This window comes from Pseudomonas sp. P7779 (assembly GCF_013386315.1).
Taxonomy (GTDB): Bacteria; Pseudomonadota; Gammaproteobacteria; order Pseudomonadales; family Pseudomonadaceae; genus Aquipseudomonas.
This window is the reverse complement of the sequence record NZ_JACARZ010000017.1, coordinates 56456-78421: the sequence shown is the minus strand read 5'-3', so window position 1 is coordinate 78421 and position 21966 is coordinate 56456. Positions and strand designations below refer to the sequence as shown.

At 60.8% G+C, this 21966-nt stretch carries 18 protein-coding genes; all 18 read left to right on the top strand.

Annotated features, from left to right (window positions below; all coding sequences use genetic code 11):
• The first annotated feature begins 195 nt into the window (after positions 1-195).
• The 18 genes from HX869_RS05915 to nuoI all read left to right on the top strand — a co-directional run bounded on the left by HX869_RS05915 (position 196) and on the right by nuoI (position 21963).
• The gene (locus HX869_RS05915; RefSeq protein ID WP_087693052.1) at positions 196-2421 is read left to right on the top strand and encodes an NADP-dependent isocitrate dehydrogenase; all 2226 of its coding nucleotides are present in this window, start codon (positions 196-198) and stop codon (positions 2419-2421) included.
• A gap of 172 nt (positions 2422-2593) precedes the next feature.
• Positions 2594-3811, top strand: a complete 1218-nt coding sequence (locus tag HX869_RS05910; protein ID WP_178902860.1) for a serine hydrolase — start codon at positions 2594-2596, stop codon at positions 3809-3811.
• 64 nt (positions 3812-3875) lie between these two features.
• Positions 3876-4322 (top strand): NUDIX hydrolase, encoded by a 447-nt coding sequence (locus HX869_RS05905; protein WP_008431568.1) that lies wholly within the window; start codon positions 3876-3878, stop codon positions 4320-4322.
• A 59-nt stretch (positions 4323-4381) separates the two neighbouring features.
• The gene (gene mnmA / locus HX869_RS05900) at positions 4382-5506 is read left to right on the top strand and encodes a tRNA 2-thiouridine(34) synthase MnmA (protein WP_003219588.1); all 1125 of its coding nucleotides are present in this window, start codon (positions 4382-4384) and stop codon (positions 5504-5506) included.
• On the top strand, positions 5503-6126 hold the full coding sequence (gene hflD, locus HX869_RS05895; protein ID WP_003219586.1) for a high frequency lysogenization protein HflD: 624 nt from the start codon (positions 5503-5505) through the stop codon (positions 6124-6126). Before mnmA ends, hflD begins: the two co-directional genes overlap by 4 nt.
• Before the next feature lie 124 nt (positions 6127-6250).
• On the top strand, positions 6251-7621 hold the full coding sequence (gene purB, locus HX869_RS05890) for an adenylosuccinate lyase (protein ID WP_003219584.1): 1371 nt from the start codon (positions 6251-6253) through the stop codon (positions 7619-7621).
• 84 nt (positions 7622-7705) lie between these two features.
• The gene (locus HX869_RS05885; protein WP_003219582.1) at positions 7706-8872 is read left to right on the top strand and encodes a cupin domain-containing protein; all 1167 of its coding nucleotides are present in this window, start codon (positions 7706-7708) and stop codon (positions 8870-8872) included.
• Positions 8865-9287: a GNAT family N-acetyltransferase gene (locus tag HX869_RS05880; protein ID WP_003219580.1), complete on the top strand. Its 423-nt coding sequence runs from the start codon at positions 8865-8867 to the stop codon at positions 9285-9287. The genes HX869_RS05885 and HX869_RS05880 overlap by 8 nt, the downstream gene beginning before the upstream one ends.
• 239 nt (positions 9288-9526) lie before the next feature.
• Complete coding sequence (locus tag HX869_RS05875; RefSeq protein ID WP_003219578.1) at positions 9527-10264, top strand: secretin N-terminal domain-containing protein; 738 nt, start codon at positions 9527-9529, stop codon at positions 10262-10264.
• A 494-nt stretch (positions 10265-10758) separates the two neighbouring features.
• Positions 10759-12084: an isocitrate lyase gene (gene aceA, locus HX869_RS05870; RefSeq protein WP_003219577.1), complete on the top strand. Its 1326-nt coding sequence runs from the start codon at positions 10759-10761 to the stop codon at positions 12082-12084.
• A gap of 657 nt (positions 12085-12741) precedes the next feature.
• Positions 12742-13155: an NADH-quinone oxidoreductase subunit A gene (locus tag HX869_RS05865; protein ID WP_003219575.1), complete on the top strand. Its 414-nt coding sequence runs from the start codon at positions 12742-12744 to the stop codon at positions 13153-13155.
• A 10-nt stretch (positions 13156-13165) separates the two neighbouring features.
• A complete protein-coding gene (locus HX869_RS05860) occupies positions 13166-13840 on the top strand; it encodes an NADH-quinone oxidoreductase subunit B family protein (protein ID WP_003219572.1) in 675 nt (224 codons plus the stop codon).
• Between the two features lie 72 nt (positions 13841-13912).
• Positions 13913-15697, top strand: a complete 1785-nt coding sequence (gene nuoC / locus HX869_RS05855) for an NADH-quinone oxidoreductase subunit C/D (RefSeq protein WP_003219570.1) — start codon at positions 13913-13915, stop codon at positions 15695-15697.
• A gap of 2 nt (positions 15698-15699) precedes the next feature.
• On the top strand, positions 15700-16197 hold the full coding sequence (gene nuoE, locus HX869_RS05850) for an NADH-quinone oxidoreductase subunit NuoE (RefSeq protein WP_003219568.1): 498 nt from the start codon (positions 15700-15702) through the stop codon (positions 16195-16197).
• The gene (nuoF, locus tag HX869_RS05845; RefSeq protein WP_003219566.1) at positions 16194-17549 is read left to right on the top strand and encodes an NADH-quinone oxidoreductase subunit NuoF; all 1356 of its coding nucleotides are present in this window, start codon (positions 16194-16196) and stop codon (positions 17547-17549) included. The genes nuoE and nuoF overlap by 4 nt, the downstream gene beginning before the upstream one ends.
• Positions 17550-17684: 135 nt before the next feature.
• Positions 17685-20399, top strand: coding sequence for an NADH-quinone oxidoreductase subunit NuoG (gene nuoG / locus HX869_RS05840; RefSeq protein WP_178902859.1), 2715 nt, complete (start codon positions 17685-17687; stop codon positions 20397-20399).
• Positions 20396-21403, top strand: a complete 1008-nt coding sequence (nuoH, locus tag HX869_RS05835) for an NADH-quinone oxidoreductase subunit NuoH (protein ID WP_003219563.1) — start codon at positions 20396-20398, stop codon at positions 21401-21403. The genes nuoG and nuoH overlap by 4 nt, the downstream gene beginning before the upstream one ends.
• A gap of 11 nt (positions 21404-21414) precedes the next feature.
• Complete coding sequence (nuoI, locus tag HX869_RS05830) at positions 21415-21963, top strand: NADH-quinone oxidoreductase subunit NuoI (RefSeq protein ID WP_003174725.1); 549 nt, start codon at positions 21415-21417, stop codon at positions 21961-21963.
• Positions 21964-21966 lie beyond the last annotated feature (3 nt).

The window sequence follows — 21966 nt, the reverse complement described above, 5'->3', positions numbered from 1 at the left end:
TAGACAGACGCCCTCCGCCAGAAAAGCCGAGCTACTACAGTAGCTCACCCGCTTGACGCTCGACTGATGCAACCCAACATCACCGCGAAGAAACTTCGACATTTCGCTCATGGATGACTTTGAACGAACGCGCTTTACCCGGCGCATCTCGAGTTTCTGCGCATGCTTTCAGCAAAGAAGAGAGTTAATCCGAATATGCCCACCCGCTCGAAGATCATCTACACCTTCACCGACGAAGCCCCAGCCCTCGCCACCTATTCACTGCTGCCTATCGTAGAGGCCTTCACCGCTTCCGCTGATATTGCCGTGGAAACCCGCGACATTTCCCTGGCCGCGCGCATCCTCGCAAGCTTCCCCGAGCAACTGGGCGCCAAGGCCGTGCCGGACCACCTCGCCGAACTGGGCGACCTGGCCGTTACCCCTGAAGCCAACATCATCAAGCTGCCGAACATCAGTGCCTCGACCCCTCAGCTGCAAGCTGCGATCAAGGAACTGCAGGCCCAGGGCTACGCCCTGCCGGACTACCCGGAAACCGTAACCACCGACGCGGAAAAAGAAACCCGTGCACGTTACGACAAGGTCAAGGGCAGCGCCGTGAACCCGGTACTGCGCGAAGGCAACTCCGACCGCCGCGCCCCGCTGTCGGTCAAGAACTACGCTCGCAAGCACCCGCACAAAATGGGCGCCTGGGCTGCCGACTCCAAGTCCCACGTTGCCCACATGAGCAACGGCGACTTCTACGGCAGCGAGAAAGCCGTTCAGATCGAAGGCGCTGATGCCGTCAAGATCGAACTGATCGCCAAGGACGGTACCGCTACCGTCCTGAAGGAAAAAACCAGCGTACAAGCTGGCGAGATCATCGACACCGCCGTGCTGAGCAAGAAAGCCCTGCGCAGCTTCATCGCCGCTGAAATCGAAGACGCCAAGAAACAAGGCGTGCTGCTGTCGGTTCACCTGAAAGCCACCATGATGAAGGTTTCCGACCCGATCATGTTCGGCCAGATCGTTGCCGAGTTCTATAAAGACGCGCTGGCCAAGCACGCTGTGGTGCTGGAGCAGATCGGCTTCAACCTGAACAACGGCATCGGCGACCTGTACGCTCGCATCAAGGCCCTGCCGGCCGATCAGCAAGCGCAGATCGAAGCCGACATCCAGGCGGTATACGCTGCTCGCCCTTCCCTGGCGATGGTCAACTCCGACAAAGGCATCACCAACCTGCACGTGCCGAGCGACGTCATCGTCGACGCATCGATGCCTGCCATGATCCGTGACTCCGGCAAGATGTGGGGCACCGACGGCCAGCTGCACGACACCAAGGCGGTGATCCCGGATCGCTGCTACGCCACTATCTACCAGGCAGTGATCGAAGACTGCAAGGCCAATGGCGCCTTCGACCCAACCACCATGGGCAGCGTGCCAAACGTTGGCCTGATGGCGAAAAAAGCCGAAGAGTACGGCTCCCACGACAAGACCTTCCAGATCAAGGCTGACGGCGTAGTCCGCGTCACCGACAGCAAGGGCAACCTGCTGATGGAACAGGCTGTTGAAGCCGGCGACATCTTCCGCATGTGCCAGACCAAAGACGCGCCGATCCAGGACTGGGTCAAACTGGCCGTCAACCGCGCCCGCGCCAGCAACACCCCGGCCATCTTCTGGCTGGACCCACAGCGCGCGCACGACGGCGTCGTGGTCGAGAAAGTTCAGGCTTACCTGAAAGACCACAACACCGAAGGCCTGGACATCCGCATCATGTCGCCGGTCGACGCGATGAAGTTCACCCTGGAGCGTACCCGCAAGGGCCTGGACACCATCTCGGTGACCGGCAACGTTCTGCGCGACTACCTGACCGACCTGTTCCCGATCATGGAACTGGGCACCAGCGCCAAGATGCTGTCGATCGTGCCGCTGATGAACGGTGGCGGCCTGTTCGAAACCGGCGCTGGCGGCTCGGCTCCGAAGCACGTGCAGCAACTGGTTGAAGAGAACTTCCTGCGCTGGGATTCCCTGGGCGAGTTCCTCGCCCTGGCCGCATCCCTCGAGCATTTGGGTGTGACGTACAACAACCCGAAAGCCCTGGTACTGTCCAAGACCCTGGACCAGGCCACCGGCCAGTTCCTCGACAACAACAAGTCGCCATCGCGCAAAGTCGGCAACATCGACAACCGCGGCAGCCACTTCTACCTGGCGCTGTACTGGGCTCAAGCCCTGGCGGCCCAGACCGAAGACACTGCATTGCAAGCGCAGTTTGGCGAACTGGCCAAGACCCTGACCGCGAATGAGGCAACCATCGTTGCCGAGCTCAACGCTGTCCAGGGCAAGCCAGTGGACATCGGTGGCTACTACGCACCGAACGCCGAGCTGACCAGCAAGGCCATGCGCCCAAGCGCCACCCTCAACGCGGCAATCGCTGCGCTGGTGTGATGCCTTGAGGTGCCGCCGCACGAGGATCGCTGACTGATCCTCGTGCGACAGGAAAATCCGGAATTCGAAAGGATTCCGGATTTTTTTTGCCTGTTTTTCAGGAACGGGCGCAGTCCTTGCTTTGTCTTCTTATTGTTCCAACCCTCAAAGAACAATAAGTAAGGACGTTCCCATGCCAAGAAACCTCCTACAGGCGCTGACCTGCTCCTCGGTCCTGGCCCTGCTGACGGCCTGCGCAGGCACTTCAAGTCCCTACCCCCACGCCCAGGAACCGATCGGCGACGTACAGACCATGTACGACGGCAAACTCAGTGAACCCGACGCTGTCAGCACCTTCCGCAACATTGATCGCCTGTTCCCGGTACGCACCATCAAGGCCGGTGGCCACCCGTTTCCACTGCCGCACAGCAGCCAACCGCTGGGGCCAGTGGCCTTCGACTATGAAGGCAAACGCTACAGCCTCGACGACTACGTCGCCCTCAACCGGGTAACAGGCCTGCTGGTGATCAAGAACGGCCAGGTCGTTACTGAACGCTACGAAAAAGGCAACACGCCGGACACCCGGTGGATGTCGATGTCGGTGGCCAAGTCGATCACCTCGACCCTCGTGGGCGCCGCGCTGCAGGACGGCTCGATCAAAAGCCTGGATGACAAAGTCACCCAATACCTGCCCGCACTCGCCGGCAGTGGTTACGACCAGGCCACCGTACGCCAGGTCCTGGCGATGCGCTCCGGGGTCAAATGGAGTGAGAAATACGCCGACCCGACGTCAGACCGGCGCATGATGCTCAAGCTGCAAACCGAACAGGTGCCCGGCTCCGCCCTCAAGTTCATGGCCAGCCTGCCCAGCGCCGCGCCGCCCGGCACCCGCACCAACTACAGTACCGGCGAGACCCAAGTGCTGGGCCAACTGGTCAGCGCCGCGACGGGCAAGCCACTTGCGCAATACCTGAGCGAGAAGATCTGGGCGCCCTACGGCATGCAAACCGACGCCAACTGGTGGCTCGATGGCCCCAATGGCAACGAAGTCGGCGGCAGCGGCATCAGTGCAACGCTGGAAGATTACGGGCGCTTCGGACAGTTCGTACTCAGCGGCGGCAAAGCCGGCGACAAACAGGTCCTGCCCCAGGGCTGGATGAGCTTCGCCAGCGCCACCACCGGCACCGACCCGGCGTACGGCGACTTTGCCTCCATGTGGTGGCCCGCCTGGACCGCCGCCTCGAAGGCGGACAAGGCCTTCACGGCTGCCGGCATTTTCGGGCAGTTTGTCTACATCAATCCCACGCAGAACGTGGTGATCGTCGTATGGCAAGCGCAAACCAAAGCCACCGACGGTGAAGTGATTGATGACATGGTCGCCTTCGACGCGATCACCAAGGCCGCGAAGTAACCGACAGGGGCGCTCTCGGCGGGCGCCCCTGTATGATGTTTCTCTGATTTCTCGAGACTCTCCCATGACCTGGCTCCCCCACATCACCGTCGCCACCATCGTCGAAGACAACGGCCGCTTCCTGATGGTCGAAGAACTCAAGGGCGGCCGCGCCGTGCTCAACCAGCCCGCCGGCCACCTCGACCCGAACGAAACCCTGACCGAGGCCGCCGTGCGCGAAACCCTCGAAGAGACCGGCTGGGACGTCGAAGCCACCGGGATTGTCGGGATTTACCTGTACACCGCTCCCAGCAATGGCGTGACCTATCAGCGCGTATGCTTCATCGCCAAGGCCCTGCAACACCACCCGGACTACCCACTGGACGACGGTATTCTGCGCGCCCGCTGGCTGACCCGTGACGAATTGATGGCCCTGCGCGAAGACTGGCGCAGCGAGCTGATCATCCGCTGCATCGACGATTATCTGGCCGGCCAGCGCCACAGCCTCGAATTGATCCGCCCTTCTCTTTAGCCTTGCAGACGCGAGCCTGCTAGAATCGCGTCCTTTTTAAAGACTCCCGTTGAAATCCTATGCGTGATCCAGCCCCTTCTGACACACAAAAGAAGCGCGTCATCGTCGGTATGTCCGGCGGCGTGGATTCTTCCGTTTCCGCCGTTCTGCTCATGGAGCAGGGTTATGAGGTGGAAGGCCTGTTCATGAAGAACTGGGAAGAAGACGATGGAACGGAATATTGCACCGCCATGGACGACTTGGCGGATGCCCAGGCCGTCTGCGACAAAATCGGCATCAAGCTGCACACCGCCAACTTCGCCGCCGAGTACTGGGACAACGTGTTCGAGCACTTCCTGGCCGAATACAAGGCCGGTCGCACGCCGAACCCGGACATCCTGTGTAACCGCGAGATCAAGTTCAAGGCGTTCCTCGACTACGCGATGATCCTCGGTGCCGACCTGATTGCTACGGGCCACTACGTGCGCCGTCGCGACATCGATGGCCGCACCGAGCTGCTCAAGGGCCTGGACGCCAACAAGGACCAGAGCTACTTCCTGCACGCCGTCGGCGGCGAACAGATCGCCAAGACCCTGTTCCCGGTGGGCGAGCTGGAAAAGCCCGAAGTGCGCGCCATTGCCGAGAAACACGGCCTGGCCACCGCCAAGAAGAAGGATTCCACCGGGATCTGCTTTATCGGCGAGCGCCGTTTCAGCGACTTCCTCAAACAGTACCTGCCGGCGCAACCGGGCGAGATCAAGACCACCGAAGGCGAGATCATCGGCCGTCACCACGGCTTGATGTACCACACCATCGGCCAGCGCCAGGGCCTGGGCATCGGCGGCCTGAAAGACGCCGGCGAAGAGCCGTGGTACGTGCTGGTCAAGGACCTGGAGCACAACGAGCTGATCGTGGGCCAGGGCAATGACCACCCATGGCTGTTCTCCCGTGCCCTGCTGGCCTCGGACATCTACTGGGTCAACCCGGTGGACCTCAGCAGCCCGCGCCGCCTGACGGCCAAAGTGCGCTATCGCCAGAGCGACCAGCCCTGCACCCTGGAAAAAACCGCCACCGGCTATCGCGCCACCTTCGACGACCCGCAGCGCGCCGTAACGCCCGGCCAATCGGTAGTGTTCTATGACGGAGAGATTTGCCTGGGGGGCGGTGTGATCGAAGTTGCCGAACCCTGGAGCAGCCAGGCATGAGCCCGACCCAGGAGCAACTGACGGCACTGGGCGGCGTGTTTCTCGCCGCGGTGCTGGTGGACAAGATCGCCAAGACCGGCCAGGTCACCGAGGCAGGCCTGACCTGCATGCTCGGCAGCCTGCTGATCCGCGACCCGAAGGACACCCTGGAAGTGTACGGCGGCGACGACCTGGCCCTGCGCGAAGGTTATCGCGCACTGGTCGGCGCCCTCGAGCGCGACCCAAGCACCTTGCAGCGCGAGCCGCTGCGCTACGCCCTGTCGATGCTCGGCCTGGAGCGTCAATTGGCCAAGCGCGACGACCTGCTGGACACCATCGGCAAGCGCCTGCCGCAGATCCAGTCCCAGGTCGAGCATTTTGGCCCGGCCCACGAAAACGTGATCGCAGCCTGTGGCGCCCTGTACCAGGACACCCTGAGCACCTTGCGCCAGCGGATCCAGGTGCACGGCGATATGCGCAACCTGCAACAACCAAACAACGCCTCGAAAATCCGCGCCCTGCTGTTGGCCGGTATTCGTTCGGCGCGGTTATGGCGCCAATTGGGCGGTCATCGCTGGCAGTTGGTGGTCAGCCGACGCAAATTGCTGAAAGAGCTTTACCCGTTGATGCGCAACGAATAAGTCGCAGCAACCGATTTTTTTATAGCCCCACGCGTAATACGCCGGTCAGTTGGCAACGGACCGGCGGATTTTTTCATGTATGATACGCGCCCCATTTCGTTGCCCGACTGTCCGAGAACACCCCATGCAGCTTTCTTCGCTCACTGCGGTTTCCCCTGTTGACGGCCGCTACGCCGGCAAAACCCAGGCCCTGCGCCCTATTTTCAGCGAATACGGCTTGATCCGTGCTCGTGTTCTGGTTGAAGTGCGCTGGCTCCAGCGCCTGGCCGCTCACCCTGGCATCAGCGAAGTGCCGGCGTTCTCTGCCGAAGCCAACGCTGTGCTGAACGCCCTGGCGGAAAACTTCGCTCTGGAGCACGCCGAGCGTGTCAAAGAGATCGAGCGCACCACCAACCACGACGTTAAAGCCATCGAATACCTGCTCAAAGAGCAAGCGGCCAAGCTGCCGGAACTGGCCAAGGTCAGCGAGTTCATCCACTTTGCCTGCACCAGCGAGGACATCAACAACCTGTCCCACGCCCTGATGCTGCGCGAAGGCCGTGATGACGTGATGCTGCCACTGATGCGCCAGACTGCCGACGCCATCCGCGAACTGGCGATCCGTTTCGCCGACGTTCCGATGCTGTCGCGCACCCACGGCCAGCCGGCTTCGCCGACCACCCTGGGTAAAGAACTGGCCAACGTGGTGTACCGCCTGGAGCGCCAGATCGCTCAAGTTGCAGCCGTACCGCTGCTGGGCAAGATCAACGGCGCCGTAGGCAACTACAACGCCCACCTGTCGGCCTATCCTGAGATCGACTGGGAAGAAAACGCCCGCGCCTTCATCGAAGACGAACTGGGCCTGGGTTTCAACCCGTACACCACGCAAATCGAACCCCACGACTACATCGCCGAGCTGTTCGACGCGATTGCGCGCTTCAACACCATCCTGATCGACTTCGATCGCGATATCTGGGGCTACATCTCCCTGGGCTACTTCAAGCAGCGCACCATTGCCGGCGAAATCGGTTCATCGACCATGCCGCACAAGGTCAACCCGATCGACTTCGAAAACTCCGAAGGCAACCTCGGGATCGCCAACGCCCTGTTCCAGCACCTGGCCAGCAAGTTGCCAATCTCCCGCTGGCAGCGCGACCTGACCGACTCCACCGTACTGCGCAACCTCGGCGTGGGCTTCGCCCACAGCGTGATCGCGTACGAAGCCAGCCTCAAAGGCATCAGCAAACTGGAGCTCAACGAGCAGAAGATCGCCGCCGACCTGGACGCTTGCTGGGAAGTCCTGGCCGAGCCGATCCAGACCGTGATGCGCCGCTATAACATCGAAAACCCGTACGAGAAGCTCAAAGAGCTGACCCGCGGCAAGGGCATCACCTCCGAAGCGCTGCAAACTTTCATTGACGGCCTGGACATGCCAGCCGCCGCCAAGGCCGAGCTGAAACTGCTCACCCCGGCCAACTACATCGGCAACGCTGTGGCTCAAGCCAAACGCATCTGATAGAAGCTTGACCCCTTGAGACGCCCGGCAGCGCCGGGCGTTTTTATTCCCGTCTGAAAAGTGCTTTTTTTCAATAGGTTACACATGAATCCTGACATTCCTCTTCAACTTCTGGGCGGCATCACGGCACGGGAATTCCTGCGCGACTACTGGCAGAAAAAACCCCTGCTGATCCGCCAGGCCATCCCTGACTTCGAAAGCCCGATCGACGCCGACGAACTGGCCGGCCTGGCGCTGGAAGAAGAAGTCGAGTCGCGCCTGATCATCGAACACGGCGAACGCCCGTGGGAGTTGCGCCGCGGCCCGTTCGCCGAAGATGCCTTCAGCACCCTGCCCGAGCGCGAGTGGACCCTGCTGGTGCAGGCGGTCGACCAGTTCGTGCCGGAAGTGGCCGAACTGCTGGAAAACTTCCGCTTCCTGCCAAGCTGGCGCATTGACGATGTGATGATCAGCTACGCCGCCCCGGGTGGCAGCGTGGGCCCGCACTTCGACAACTACGACGTGTTCCTGCTGCAAGGTTCCGGCAAGCGCAACTGGAAGATCGGCCAGATGTGCAACTCCGAAAGCCCGCTGCTGCAACACGCGGACCTGCGCATCCTCGCTGAATTCGAAGAGACCGCCGAATGGGTGCTGGAACCGGGCGACATGCTCTACCTGCCGCCCCGCCTGGCCCACTGCGGTGTGGCCGTGGATGATTGCATGACCTACTCCGTAGGCTTCCGCGCCCCGAGCGCCGCTGAAGTGCTGACCCACTTCACCGACTTCCTCAGCCAGTACCTGACTGACGAAGAGCGCTACACCGACGCCGATGCCCAGCCGGTCAGCGACCCGCACCAGATCCAGGGCGACGCCCTCGACCGCCTGAAAAGCCTGTTGGCCGAGCACATGAGCGACGAGCGCATGCTGCTGACCTGGTTCGGCCAGTTCATGACCGAGCCGCGCTACCCGGAACTGGTCGCCGGCCCGGAAGTGGAAGAAGAAGACCTGCTGGGCAGCCTGGAAAACGGCGCCGTGCTGATCCGCAACCCGAGCGCCCGCCTGGCCTGGTCCGAAGTCGACGACGACCTGCTGCTGTTCGCCAGCGGCCAGAGCCGCCTGTTGCCGGGCAAGCTGCGGGAACTGCTGAAGCTGGTGTGCGCCGCCGACGCCCTGCACATCGACAACCTCGGCCCATGGCTGGCGGATGAAGATGGCTGCGCCCTGCTGTGGGAACTGGTCAAGCAAGGAAGCCTGGGGTTTGCCGATGAATAAGATTCACGTAAGTGTCGCGGACTGGCAAAAGGATATCGCCGAGATACGGCGCATTCGTGAAGCGGTATTTATCGCTGAACAATCGGTTCCACCGGAGCTGGAATGGGATGCAGACGACGCGAGTGCCGTGCATTTCCTGGCGTTCGAAGGCGACTTTCCCATCGGTACTGCACGCCTGCTGCCTACCGGCGAGATCGGCCGCGTGTCGGTTCTCAAAGACTGGCGCGGCCTGAAGGTCGGCGACAAGCTGATGGAAGCGGTGATCGGCGTGGCCGAGAAACGCGGCCAGACCCGGCAGATCCTCAGTGCACAGGTCCATGCGGCGCCGTTTTATGAGCGCCTGGGCTTCAAGATTGTCAGCGATGAGTTCCTGGAAGTCGGGATTCCTCACGTTGATATGGTGCGCGAGGGCTGATCCGAGACCGAGTCGCTCCCTTCGCAGGCAAGCCAGCTCCCACATCCGATCCAGTACATCCTTTGGAATGAGGTCAAATGTGGGAGCTGGCTTGCTCGCGAAGGCGCCATCAGCAACACCTCAAAAGGCCCTGCCATCCTCCGATGCCAGGGCCTTTTGCCGTCCAGGATTCAACTTGCACCCAGCCAGGCCGACAAACTGGCAATATCTAGCCTAAATGACTCGCAGAGATAACGGACATGTCCCTACGCACCCTGCTCACCCTGTTGCTCCTGGCCACCAGTTTCTCGGTGATGGCCGCCACCGAAGTCGTGCCCCTGAGCAACCGCACCAGCGCCGACCTGCTGCCGGTGGCGCAGAACTTTATCGGCAAGGACGGCACCGTCAGCGCCTACGGCAACCAACTGATCGTGAACGCCGAGCCCGACAAGATCCAGGGCCTGCGCGCCCTGCTCGCGCAACTGGATACGCCTTCCAAACGCCTGTTGATCACCGTCGACACCAACGAAAACAACCAGCAGAGCAACGGCAACAATCAAACACAGGTCATCACCTACAGCACCGAAAGCCGTGACGGCGGGATCCAGCAGATCCAGGCCAGCGAAGGCGTGCCCGCGCTGATCCAGGTCGGCCAGAGCGTGCCCCTCACCACCACCCAGCCCGATGCCTACGGCCGCCCGCAGAACCAGACCCAGTATCGCAACGTAACCCAGGGTTTCTACGTGACGGCCAGCGTCACCGGCGAGACCGTTCACCTGAGCATCAGTACCAATCGTGACCGCATGAGCCAAGAACGTCCCGATGTAGTGAACGTGCAAAGTACCGACACAACTGTCAGCGGACGCCTGGGCGAGTGGATCACCCTGGCCGGGATCAACCGCCAGACCCAGGCCGACAAAAGTACTACAACCCGCAGCTACTCTACTCAAGGGCGCGATGACCTGACATTGCGGGTCAAAGTCGACACGCTGAACTGAAGCACCAAAAACTGACTGGCGAGTCGTATTAGACTAAAGATGTAGTGCTTTAAAAAAAGCACTACAAAACATTTGACGATCCAAAAAAGCATGGGCATGATGGCCTCGCTCCCGCTAATCAGGGGCCCTGGCAAGGGCCTTCGGATCGTCGCTCAAAGCCACCCACCTGAGCCGATTCGTGTCTGTACCGCCCACAAGGTGTGTTTGACGAGGTTGCGACTGGAACGAAGTTGTCCCGAGGGACGGAAGCTAACCAGGTAACCCGGCAACACACTGATGGATCGTACAAAGGCCCACGACGCCCGAAGACTGTTCGCAGTTCGCCCTTACCTGCTCAACTCCCCCTTGAGCCACTCGTTCATCCCGTCGCCTTCCCCGCCAAGCCTGACTTGACCGCCTAAGCTTCTGGTCAGCGAGCAGCCATAACCACGCACTGATTACGTGGCTGGCAAATGGAATTTTCCACCTAGACCTATGCGACGAGGTTTTTCCCCATGGCACTGACACGCGAACAGCAAATTGCAGCCCTTGAAAAAGACTGGGCTGAAAACCCACGCTGGAAAGGCGTGACCCGCGCTTATTCCGCTGCTGACGTCGTCCGCCTGCGTGGCTCGGTTCAACCTGAGCACACCTTTGCAAAACTCGGCGCCGAGAAGCTGTGGAAGCTGGTCACCCAGGGTGCCAAGCCGTCCTTCCGTCCCGAAAAAGATTTCGTCAACTGCATGGGCGCCCTGACTGGCGGCCAAGCGGTTCAACAGGTCAAAGCCGGTATCCAGGCGATCTACCTGTCTGGCTGGCAAGTGGCAGCGGACAACAACTCCGCTGAATCCATGTACCCCGACCAATCGCTGTACCCGGTGGACTCCGTGCCAACCGTGGTCAAGCGCATCAACAACTCGTTCCGCCGTGCCGACCAGATCCAGTGGAAAGCCGGTAAAGGCCCGGGCGATGAAGGCTACATCGACTACTTCGCACCGATCGTTGCAGACGCTGAAGCCGGTTTCGGTGGCGTACTGAACGCCTACGAGCTGATGAAGAGCATGATCGAGGCAGGCGCTGCCGGCGTTCACTTCGAAGACCAGCTGGCTTCGGTGAAGAAATGCGGCCACATGGGCGGCAAGGTACTGGTTCCAACCCAGGAAGCTGTTCAAAAGCTGACGGCTGCTCGTCTGGCTGCTGACGTTGCTGGCACTCCGACCATCATCCTGGCCCGTACCGATGCCAACGCGGCTGATTTGCTGACCTCGGATTGCGACCCGTACGACCAGCCGTTCGTGACTGGCGAACGTACCCAGGAAGGTTTCTATAAAGTGCGCGCCGGTCTCGACCAGGCGATCGCTCGTGGCCTGGCCTACGCGCCGTACGCCGACCTGATCTGGTGCGAAACCGCCAAGCCGGACCTGGACGAAGCTCGCCGCTTTGCCGAAGCCATCAAGAAGGAATACCCGGATCAACTGCTGTCCTACAACTGCTCGCCTTCCTTCAACTGGAAGAAGAACCTGGACGACGCGACCATCGCCAAGTTCCAGCGTGAACTGTCTGCCATGGGCTACAAGCACCAATTCATCACCCTGGCCGGCATTCACAACATGTGGCACAGCATGTTCAACCTGGCGCACGACTACGCCCGCAACGACATGACTGCCTACGTGAAGCTGCAGGAACAAGAGTTCGCTGATGCTGCCAAGGGTTACACCTTTGTGGCGCACCAGCAGGAAGTGGGCACCGGTTACTTCGACGACATGACCACCGTGATCCAGGGCGGCACCTCGTCCGTGACTGCGCTGACCGGTTCGACCGAAGAAGAGCAGTTCCACTAAGTACTGAGTACACGGCCACTGCGGCCCCACGGAAGACCTAACCGCAGTGCCGCACGATCTGACGCCCCGACTGGTTCGGGGCGTTTTTTTGCACTGATGAAACCCTGCCTGACACAACACAGATCAAAATGTGGGAGCGGGCTTGCTCGCGAATGCGGTGTATCAGTCAACAGATTCATTGGCTGACCCACTGCATTCGCGAGCAAGCCCGCTCCCACAAGGGGAATGTGTGCATTCTGAAAATTTGTGCAAAACATTGATCTAGAGCGGTATCTGCATCAACCAGATCGGTTAAAAGATCTCCGTCAGCAACTAAGCGACAATCTAGCAAGTAACGGCAACTTCCCCCGCCACACGAGAAACATTCGCTTAAACCCCACGCAAACAATATTCATTATCATTTAGAGCATGAAAACTTCTTTACCGGTTAAACAAAACACAATTCGTGAAAAGCCCGCTAATGCCCGCAGCACAAGGGCTACAGCCCCAAGAAGGTGCACTATGTCCTTATTCCAACGAATAATTTCGCTATAGGAATTTTACTTGCCCGGTGTTTAGCCATAAAATCACCGCGATTGATTGCGCTGCGACATATCGTCACTGCATCGTTACTTTTTCGAGCTCAGAGACCTTTGCTCTCTGTTAAGGATTTCCAGCATGACCGAAGCGACAGGACTCATGGCCCACAACTGGGGCTTTGCCATTTTCCTCCTCGGTGTAGTCGGCCTTTGCGCCTTCATGCTCGGCGTCTCCAGCCTCCTCGGGTCAAAAGCCTGGGGCCGCAGCAAAAACGAACCGTTCGAGTCCGGCATGCTACCTACAGGTGGCGCCCGCTTGCGGCTCTCAGCCAAATTCTATCTGGTCGCGATGCTCTTCGTGATCTTCGACATCGAAGCCCTTTTTCTCTTTGCCTGGTCTGTGTCCGTCCGCGAAAGCGGCTGGACCGGATTCGTCGAAGCCCTCGTTTTCATAGCAATTCTGTTGGCAGGCCTTGTCTACCTATTTCGAGTGGGCGCCCTTGACTGGGCTCCGGAAGCTCGTCGCAAGCGGCAAGCGAAGCTGAAACAATGAGGCTTTGGCGATGCAATACAATCTCACCAGGATCGACCCGGATGCTCCTAACGAGCAGTACCCAATCGGCGAACGGGAAACCGTTTCCGACCCGTTAGAAGACCAAGTCCACAAAAACATCTACATGGGCAAGCTGGAAGACGTGCTGAGTGGCGCGGTCAACTGGGGACGTAAAAACTCCCTGTGGCCGTACAACTTCGGTCTGTCCTGCTGCTACGTGGAAATGACCACCGCCTTCACGGCGCCCCACGACATCGCGCGCTTTGGCGCCGAAGTTATCCGGGCATCGCCGCGTCAGGCGGATTTCATGGTTATCGCCGGTACCTGCTTTATCAAGATGGCGCCGATCATTCAGCGTCTCTACGAGCAAATGCTCGAGCCAAAGTGGGTTATCTCCATGGGTTCGTGCGCCAACTCCGGTGGCATGTACGACATCTACTCCGTGGTTCAGGGGGTGGACAAGTTCCTGCCCGTGGACGTCTACGTGCCTGGCTGCCCGCCCCGCCCTGAAGCATTTCTGCAAGGCTTGATGCTGTTGCAGGAATCGATTGGCAAGGAGCGTCGTCCACTTTCCTGGGTTGTCGGAGATCAAGGCGTATACCGCGCCGAGATGCCGTCACAAAAGGAACAGCGCCGCGAACAGCGTATTCAGGTAACCAACCTGCGCAGCCCCGACGAAGTCTGATCCAGAACCGCTTCTTTTATAGAACGAAAACCTGGCTTCATTCTTTACGTTGACCGAAAGCGATAAAAAACCATGACTACAGGCAGTGCTCTGTACATCCCGCCTTATAAGGCAGACGACCAGGATGTGGTCGTCGAACTCAACAACCGTTTTGGCCCTGACGCCTTCACCGCCCAGGCCACACGCACCGGCATGCCGGTGCTGTGGGTGGCGCGTGCCAGGCTCGTCGAAGTCCTGAGCTTCCTGCGCAACCTGCCCAAGCCGTACGTCATGCTCTATGACCTGCATGGCGTGGACGAGCGCCTGCGCACCAAGCGCCAGGGGCTGCCGAGCGGCGCCGACTTCACCGTGTTCTACCACTTGATGTCGCTGGAACGTAACAGCGACGTGATGATCAAGGTGGCCCTCTCCGAGAGCGACCTGAGCGTTCCGACCGTGACCGGTATCTGGCCCAACGCCAACTGGTACGAGCGTGAAGTGTGGGACATGTTCGGCATCGATTTCCCGGGCCACCCGCACCTGTCGCGCATCATGATGCCGCCGACCTGGGAAGGTCACCCGCTGCGCAAGGACTTCCCTGCCCGCGCCACCGAATTCGATCCATTCAGCCTGACCCTCGCCAAGCAACAGCTTGAAGAAGAGGCTGCGCGCTTCCGTCCGGAAGACTGGGGCATGAAGCGCTCCGGCACCAACGAGGACTACATGTTCCTCAACCTGGGCCCGAACCACCCTTCGGCTCACGGTGCCTTCCGCATCATCCTGCAACTGGACGGCGAAGAAATCGTCGACTGCGTACCGGACATCGGCTACCACCACCGTGGTGCCGAGAAGATGGCCGAGCGTCAGTCGTGGCACAGCTTCATCCCGTACACCGACCGTATCGACTACCTCGGCGGCGTGATGAACAACCTGCCGTACGTGCTCTCGGTCGAGAAGCTGGCCGGCATCAAGGTGCCGGACAAGGTCGACACCATCCGCATCATGATGGCCGAGTTCTTCCGGATCACCAGCCACCTGCTGTTCCTGGGTACCTATATCCAGGACGTCGGCGCCATGACCCCGGTGTTCTTCACCTTCACCGACCGTCAGCGTGCGTACAAGGTCATCGAAGCCATCACCGGTTTCCGCCTGCACCCGGCCTGGTACCGCATCGGCGGCGTCGCCCACGACCTGCCACGTGGCTGGGAACGCCTGGTCAAGGAATTCATCGACTGGATGCCCAAGCGTCTGGACGAGTACCAGAAAGCCGCCCTGGACAACAGCATCCTCAAGGGCCGGACCATCGGCGTCGCCCAGTACAACACCAAAGAGGCCCTGGAATGGGGCGTCACCGGTGCTGGCCTGCGTTCCACCGGTTGCGATTTCGACCTGCGTAAAGCACGCCCGTACTCCGGCTACCAGAACTTCGAATTCGAAGTGCCGCTGGCGGCCAACGGCGATGCCTACGACCGCTGCATCGTGCGCGTCGAAGAAATGCGCCAGAGCCTGAAGATCATCGAACAGTGCATGCGCAACATGCCGGAAGGCCCGTACAAGGCGGATCACCCGCTGACCACGCCGCCGCCGAAAGAGCGCACGCTGCAACACATCGAAACCCTGATCACGCACTTCCTGCAGGTTTCGTGGGGCCCGGTAATGCCGGCCAACGAGTCCTTCCAGATGATCGAAGCGACCAAGGGTATCAACAGTTATTACCTGACGAGCGATGGCGGCACCATGAGCTACCGCACCCGGATTCGCACGCCAAGCTTCCCGCACCTGCAGCAGATCCCTTCGGTGATCAAAGGTGAAATGGTCGCGGACTTGATTGCGTACCTGGGTAGTATCGATTTCGTTATGGCCGACGTGGACCGCTAAGCATGAATAGCACGCTTATCCAGACAGACCGTTTCACCTTGAGTGAAACCGAGCGCTCGGCCATCGAGCACGAGCTGCATCACTACGAAGACCCGCGCGCGGCGTCGATCGAAGCCTTGAAGATCGTCCAGAAGGAACGTGGCTGGGTGCCGGACGGCGCCCTCTACGCCATCGGCGAGATCCTCGGCATCCCCGCCAGCGACGTTGAAGGCGTGGCGACGTTCTACAGCCAGATCTTCCGCCAGCCGGTCGGCCGCCACATCATTCGCGTGTGCGACAGCATGGTCTGCTACATCGGTGGCCACGAGTCCGTGGTCAGCGAGATCCAGAGCAAGCTGGGCATCGGCCTGGGCCAAACCACTCCGGACGGGCGCTTCACGCTGCTGCCGGTGTGCTGCCTGGGCAACTGTGACAAGGCGCCGGCGTTGATGATCGACGACGACACATTCGGCGACGTGCAGCCTGCTGGCGTCACCCAATTGCTCGAGGGCTACCCATGACCCTGACTTCCTTCGGTCCTGCCAACCGCATCAAGCGGTCGGCCGAGACTCACCCGCTGACCTGGCGCCTGCGTGACGACGGCGAGCCTGTATGGCTTGACGAGTACCAGGCCAAGAACGGTTACGCGGCCGCGCGCAAAGCCTTTGCCGACATGGCCCAGGACGACATCGTCCAGACCGTGAAGGACGCAGGCCTTAAGGGCCGCGGCGGTGCAGGCTTCCCCACGGGTGTCAAGTGGGGCCTGATGCCGAAAGACGAATCCATCAACATCCGCTACCTGCTGTGCAACGCGGATGAAATGGAGCCGAACACCTGGAAAGACCGCATGCTGATGGAGCAACTGCCCCATCTGCTGATCGAAGGCATGCTGATCAGTGCCCGCGCGCTGAAAACCTACCGCGGCTACATCTTCCTGCGTGGCGAATACACCACCGCCGCCAAGCACCTGAACCGTGCCGTGGAAGAAGCCAAGGCCGCTGGCCTGCTGGGCAAGAACATCCTTGGTTCGGGTTTCGACTTCGAACTGTTCGTGCACACCGGCGCAGGGCGTTATATCTGCGGTGAAGAAACCGCACTGATCAACTCCCTCGAAGGCCGCCGCGCCAACCCGCGTTCCAAGCCGCCCTTCCCTGCCGCCGTGGGCGTGTGGGGCAAGCCGACCTGCGTGAACAACGTTGAAACCCTGTGCAACGTGCCGGCAATCATCGGCGACGGCGTGGAGTGGTACAAATCGTTGGCCCGCGAAGGCAGCGAAGACATGGGCACCAAGCTCATGGGCTTCTCCGGCAAGGTCAAGAACCCGGGCCTGTGGGAACTGCCTTTCGGCGTGACCGCACGCGAGCTGTTCGAGGACTACGCCGGCGGCATGCGCGATGGCTACACCCTCAAGGCCTGGCAGCCAGGCGGCGCCGGTACCGGCTTCCTGTTGCCAGAACACCTGGACGCTCAAATGTACGCCGGCGGCATCGGCAAGGTGGGCACCCGTATGGGTACCGGCCTGGCCATGGCCGTGGACAACACCGTGAACATGGTGTCGTTGCTGCGCAACATGGAGCAATTCTTCTCCCGCGAATCCTGTGGCTTCTGCACCCCGTGCCGCGACGGTTTGCCATGGAGCGTCAAGCTGCTGATGGCCCTGGAAAACGGCGAAGGCCGCGAGGGCGACATCGAGACCCTGCTGGGTCTGGTCGGTTTCCTCGGCCCAGGCAAGACCTTCTGTGCTCACGCACCGGGCGCCGTGGAGCCATTGGGCAGCGCGATCAAATACTTCCGCTCGGAGTTCGAAGCCGGCATCGCGCCTACCAGCGCCGCCGTCCCGCCTCTGGCAAGGCCGATCGTAGTCGGCGCGTAACGCTTAAAAAGGCGAAGGGTCCGTGCCCTTCGCTTTCTCATGTGCTGACGCCTTCAAGGCTGTGTTGATGCACATGAATAACAAGATTCCATTAGCCACGCCCGCTGACACCGGGCCAACGAAGAACTTTGAACCATGGCCACTATCCACGTAGACGGCAAAGAGCTCGAAGTCGATGGGGCAGACAACCTGTTACAGGCGTGTCTGTCGCTAGGCCTCGACATTCCATATTTCTGCTGGCACCCCGCCCTTGGCAGCGTTGGCGCTTGCCGCCAGTGCGCGGTCAAGCAGTACACCGACGAGAACGACACCCGTGGTCGTATCGTGATGTCCTGCATGACCCCTGCCACCGACGGCAGCTGGATCTCCATCGAAGACGAAGAAGCGAAAGTGTTTCGCGCCAGCGTCGTCGAATGGCTGATGACCAACCACCCGCACGACTGCCCTGTGTGTGAGGAAGGCGGCCACTGCCACCTGCAAGACATGACCGTGATGACCGGCCACAACGAGCGCCGGTATCGCTTCACCAAGCGTACTCACCAGAACCAGCAACTGGGCCCGTTCATCTCCCACGAGATGAACCGCTGCATCGCTTGCTACCGCTGCGTGCGCTTCTATAAGGACTACGCCGGCGGTACCGACCTCGGTGTGTTTGGCGCCCACGACAACGTGTACTTCGGTCGCGTTGAAGACGGCACCCTGGAAAGTGAATTCTCCGGCAACCTCACCGAGGTCTGCCCGACCGGTGTGTTCACCGACAAGACTCACTCCGAGCGCTACAACCGCAAGTGGGACATGCAGTTCTCGCCGAGCATCTGCCATGGCTGCTCCAGCGGTTGCAACATCTCCCCGGGTGAGCGCTACGGCGAACTGCGTCGGATCGAAAACCGCTTCAACGGTTCGGTCAACCAGTACTTCCTGTGCGACCGTGGCCGTTTCGGCTATGGCTACGTCAACCGCGAAGACCGCCCACGTCAGCCACTGCTGGCCGACGGCGCCAAGTTGAGCCTCGACGAAGCACTGGATAAAGCCGCTGACCTGCTGCGCGGTCGCAACATCGTCGGTATCGGTTCGCCCCGCGCCAGCCTCGAAAGCAACTACGCGTTGCGCGAACTGGTGGGTGCCGAGCACTTCTACTCGGGTATCGAAGCCGGTGAACTGGAGCGCATCCGCCTCGTGCTGCAAGTCTTGAACGACAGCCCGCTGCCGGTTCCGAACATGCGCGACATCGAAGACCATGACGCGATCTTCGTCCTCGGTGAAGACCTGACCCAGACCGCTGCCCGTGTCGCCCTGTCCCTGCGCCAGTCGGTAAAAGGCAAGGCCGAAGACATGGCCGACGCCATGCGCGTCCAGCCTTGGCTCGACGCTGCTGTGAAAAACATCGGCCAGCACGCGCTGAACCCGCTGTTTATCGCCAGCCTGACCGCCACCAAGCTCGACGACATCGCAGAAGAATGCGTACACGCCGCGCCTGACGACCTGGCCCGCATCGGTTTCGCCGTGGCCCACGCCCTCGACGCCAGCGCGCCTGCCGTAGAAGGCCTGGACGCTGAAGCCGCTGAACTGGCCAAGCGCATCGCCGACGCCCTGCTGGCCGCCAAGCGTCCATTGATCATCGCCGGCACCTCGCTGGGTTCCAAGGCGCTGATCGAAGCCGCGGCCAACATCGCCAAAGCCTTGAAGCTGCGCGAGAAGAACGGTTCCATCAGCCTGATCGTGCCAGAGGCCAACAGCCTCGGCCTGGCCATGCTCGGTGGCGAGTCCCTGGACGCCGCCCTGCAAGCCGTGACCGACGGCAGCGCCGATGCGATCGTGGTACTGGAAAACGACCTGTACACCCGCACTGATTCGGCCAAGGTCGACGCAGCGCTGAACGCGGCCAAAGTGGTGATCGTTGCCGACCACCAGAAAACCGCCACCAGCGACCGTGCCCACCTGGTACTGCCCGCCGCCAGCTTTGCTGAAGGCGACGGTACCCTGGTCAGCCAGGAAGGCCGCGCCCAGCGCTTCTTCCAGGTGTTCGATCCGAAGTACATGGACGCCAGCATCCTGGTTCACGAAGGCTGGCGCTGGCTGCATGCCCTGCGCGCCACCCTGCTGAACCAGCCGATCGACTGGACCCAGCTCGACCACGTGACCGCTGCCGCCGCTGCCGCTGCACCGCAACTGGCACGCATCGTCGACGCTGCACCGTCCGCCGCGTTCCGCATCAAGGGCATGAAACTCGCCCGTGAACCGTTGCGTTACTCCGGCCGTACCGCCATGCGGGCTGACATCAGCGTGCATGAGCCACGTACACCGCAAGACAACGACACCGCGTTTGCCTTCTCCATGGAAGGTTACTCGGGTTCGGTCGAGCCACGTCAGCAGGTGCCATTTGCCTGGTCGCCGGGCTGGAACTCGCCGCAAGCCTGGAACAAGTTCCAGGACGAAGTCGGTGGTCACATCCGCGCTGGCGACCCGGGCACCCGCCTGATCGAAAGCACCGGCGACTCGCTGAACTGGTTCACCAGTGTTCCGCGTCCGTTCAACCCGGCCCAGGGCACTTGGCAGGTTGTGCCGTTCTTCCACCTGTTCGGCAGCGAAGAAACCTCTTCCAAAGCCGCGCCGGTACAAGAGCGCATTCCAGCCGCCTACGTGTCCGTAGCCAAGTCCGAAGCCGACCGCCTGGGCGTCAACGACGGTGCCCTGCTCAGCGTGAACGTCGCCGGCAAGACCCTGCGTCTGCCGCTGCGGATCGACGAAGAGTTGGGTGCTGGCCTGGTTGCATTGCCAAAAGGCCTCGCGGGGATTCCTCCGGCGATCTTCGGCCTCACCGTTGACGGTCTGCAGGAGGCAGCTCAATGACCTGGTTCACCCCTGAAGTGATCGACGTGATCATCGCGGTGGTCAAGGCCATCGTGATCCTGTTGGCCGTGGTCGTGGCGGGCGCCCTGCTCAGCTTCGTCGAACGTCGCCTGCTGGGCTGGTGGCAGGACCGTTACGGTCCGAACCGCGTTGGCCCGTTTGGTATGTTCCAGATCGCCGCCGACATGCTGAAAATGTTCTTCAAGGAAGACTGGACCCCGCCGTTTGCCGACAAGGTGATCTTCACCCTGGCACCGGTCGTGGCCATGAGCGCCTTGCTGATTGCCTTCGCAATCATCCCGATCACCCCGACCTGGGGCGTGGCGGACCTGAACATCGGCTTGCTGTTCTTCTTCGCCATGGCCGGCCTGTCGGTCTACGCGGTGCTGTTCGCCGGTTGGTCGAGCAACAACAAGTTCGCCCTGCTGGGCAGCTTGCGGGCTTCGGCCCAGACCGTGTCCTACGAAGTGTTCATGGGCCTCGCGCTGATGGGCATCGTGGTGCAGGTGGGCTCGTTCAACATGCGCGACATCGTCGAGTACCAGGCGCAGAACCTGTGGTTCATCATTCCGCAGTTCTTCGGCTTCTGTACGTTCTTCATCGCTGGCGTCGCCGTGACTCACCGTCACCCGTTCGACCAGCCGGAAGCGGAACAGGAACTAGCCGACGGTTACCACATTGAATACGCCGGCATGAAATGGGGCATGTTTTTCGTTGGTGAATACATCGGCATCATCTTGATCTCGGCCCTGCTGGTCACGCTGTTCTTCGGCGGCTGGCACGGTCCGTTCGGCATCCTGCCGCAGCTGGCGTTCTTCTGGTTCTTCCTGAAGACCGCGTTCTTCATCATGCTGTTCATCCTGCTGCGCGCTTCCATCCCGCGTCCACGGTATGACCAGGTGATGGATTTCAGCTGGCGATTCTGCCTGCCGCTGACCCTGATCAATTTGCTGGTGACTGCTGCCGTTGTGTTGTTGAACACGCCAGCGGGCGCGGTTCAGTGAGGATTTGACCCATGTTCAAATATATTGGCGACATCGTTAAGGGTACCGGTACCCAGTTGCGAAGCCTGGTGATGGTGTTCGGTCACGGCTTTCGCAAACGCGACACCCTGCAATACCCGGAAGAAGCGGTGTACCTGCCGCCGCGTTATCGCGGCCGCATTGTCCTGACCCGCGACCCCGACGGCGAAGAGCGCTGCGTGGCCTGCAACCTGTGCGCCGTGGCGTGCCCGGTGGGTTGCATCTCGCTGCAGAAAGCTGAAACCGAAGACGGTCGCTGGTACCCGGACTTCTTCCGCATCAACTTCTCGCGCTGCATTTTCTGCGGCCTCTGCGAGGAAGCTTGCCCGACCACCGCGATCCAGCTGACACCGGATTTCGAGATGGCCGAGTTCAAACGTCAGGACCTGGTGTACGAGAAAGAAGATCTGCTGATCTCTGGTCCCGGTAAAAACCCTGATTACAACTTCTATCGTGTTGCAGGTATGGCCGTTGCCGGTAAGCCGAAGGGCGCCGCACAAAACGAAGCCGAGCCGATCAACGTGAAGAGCTTGCTGCCTTAAGGA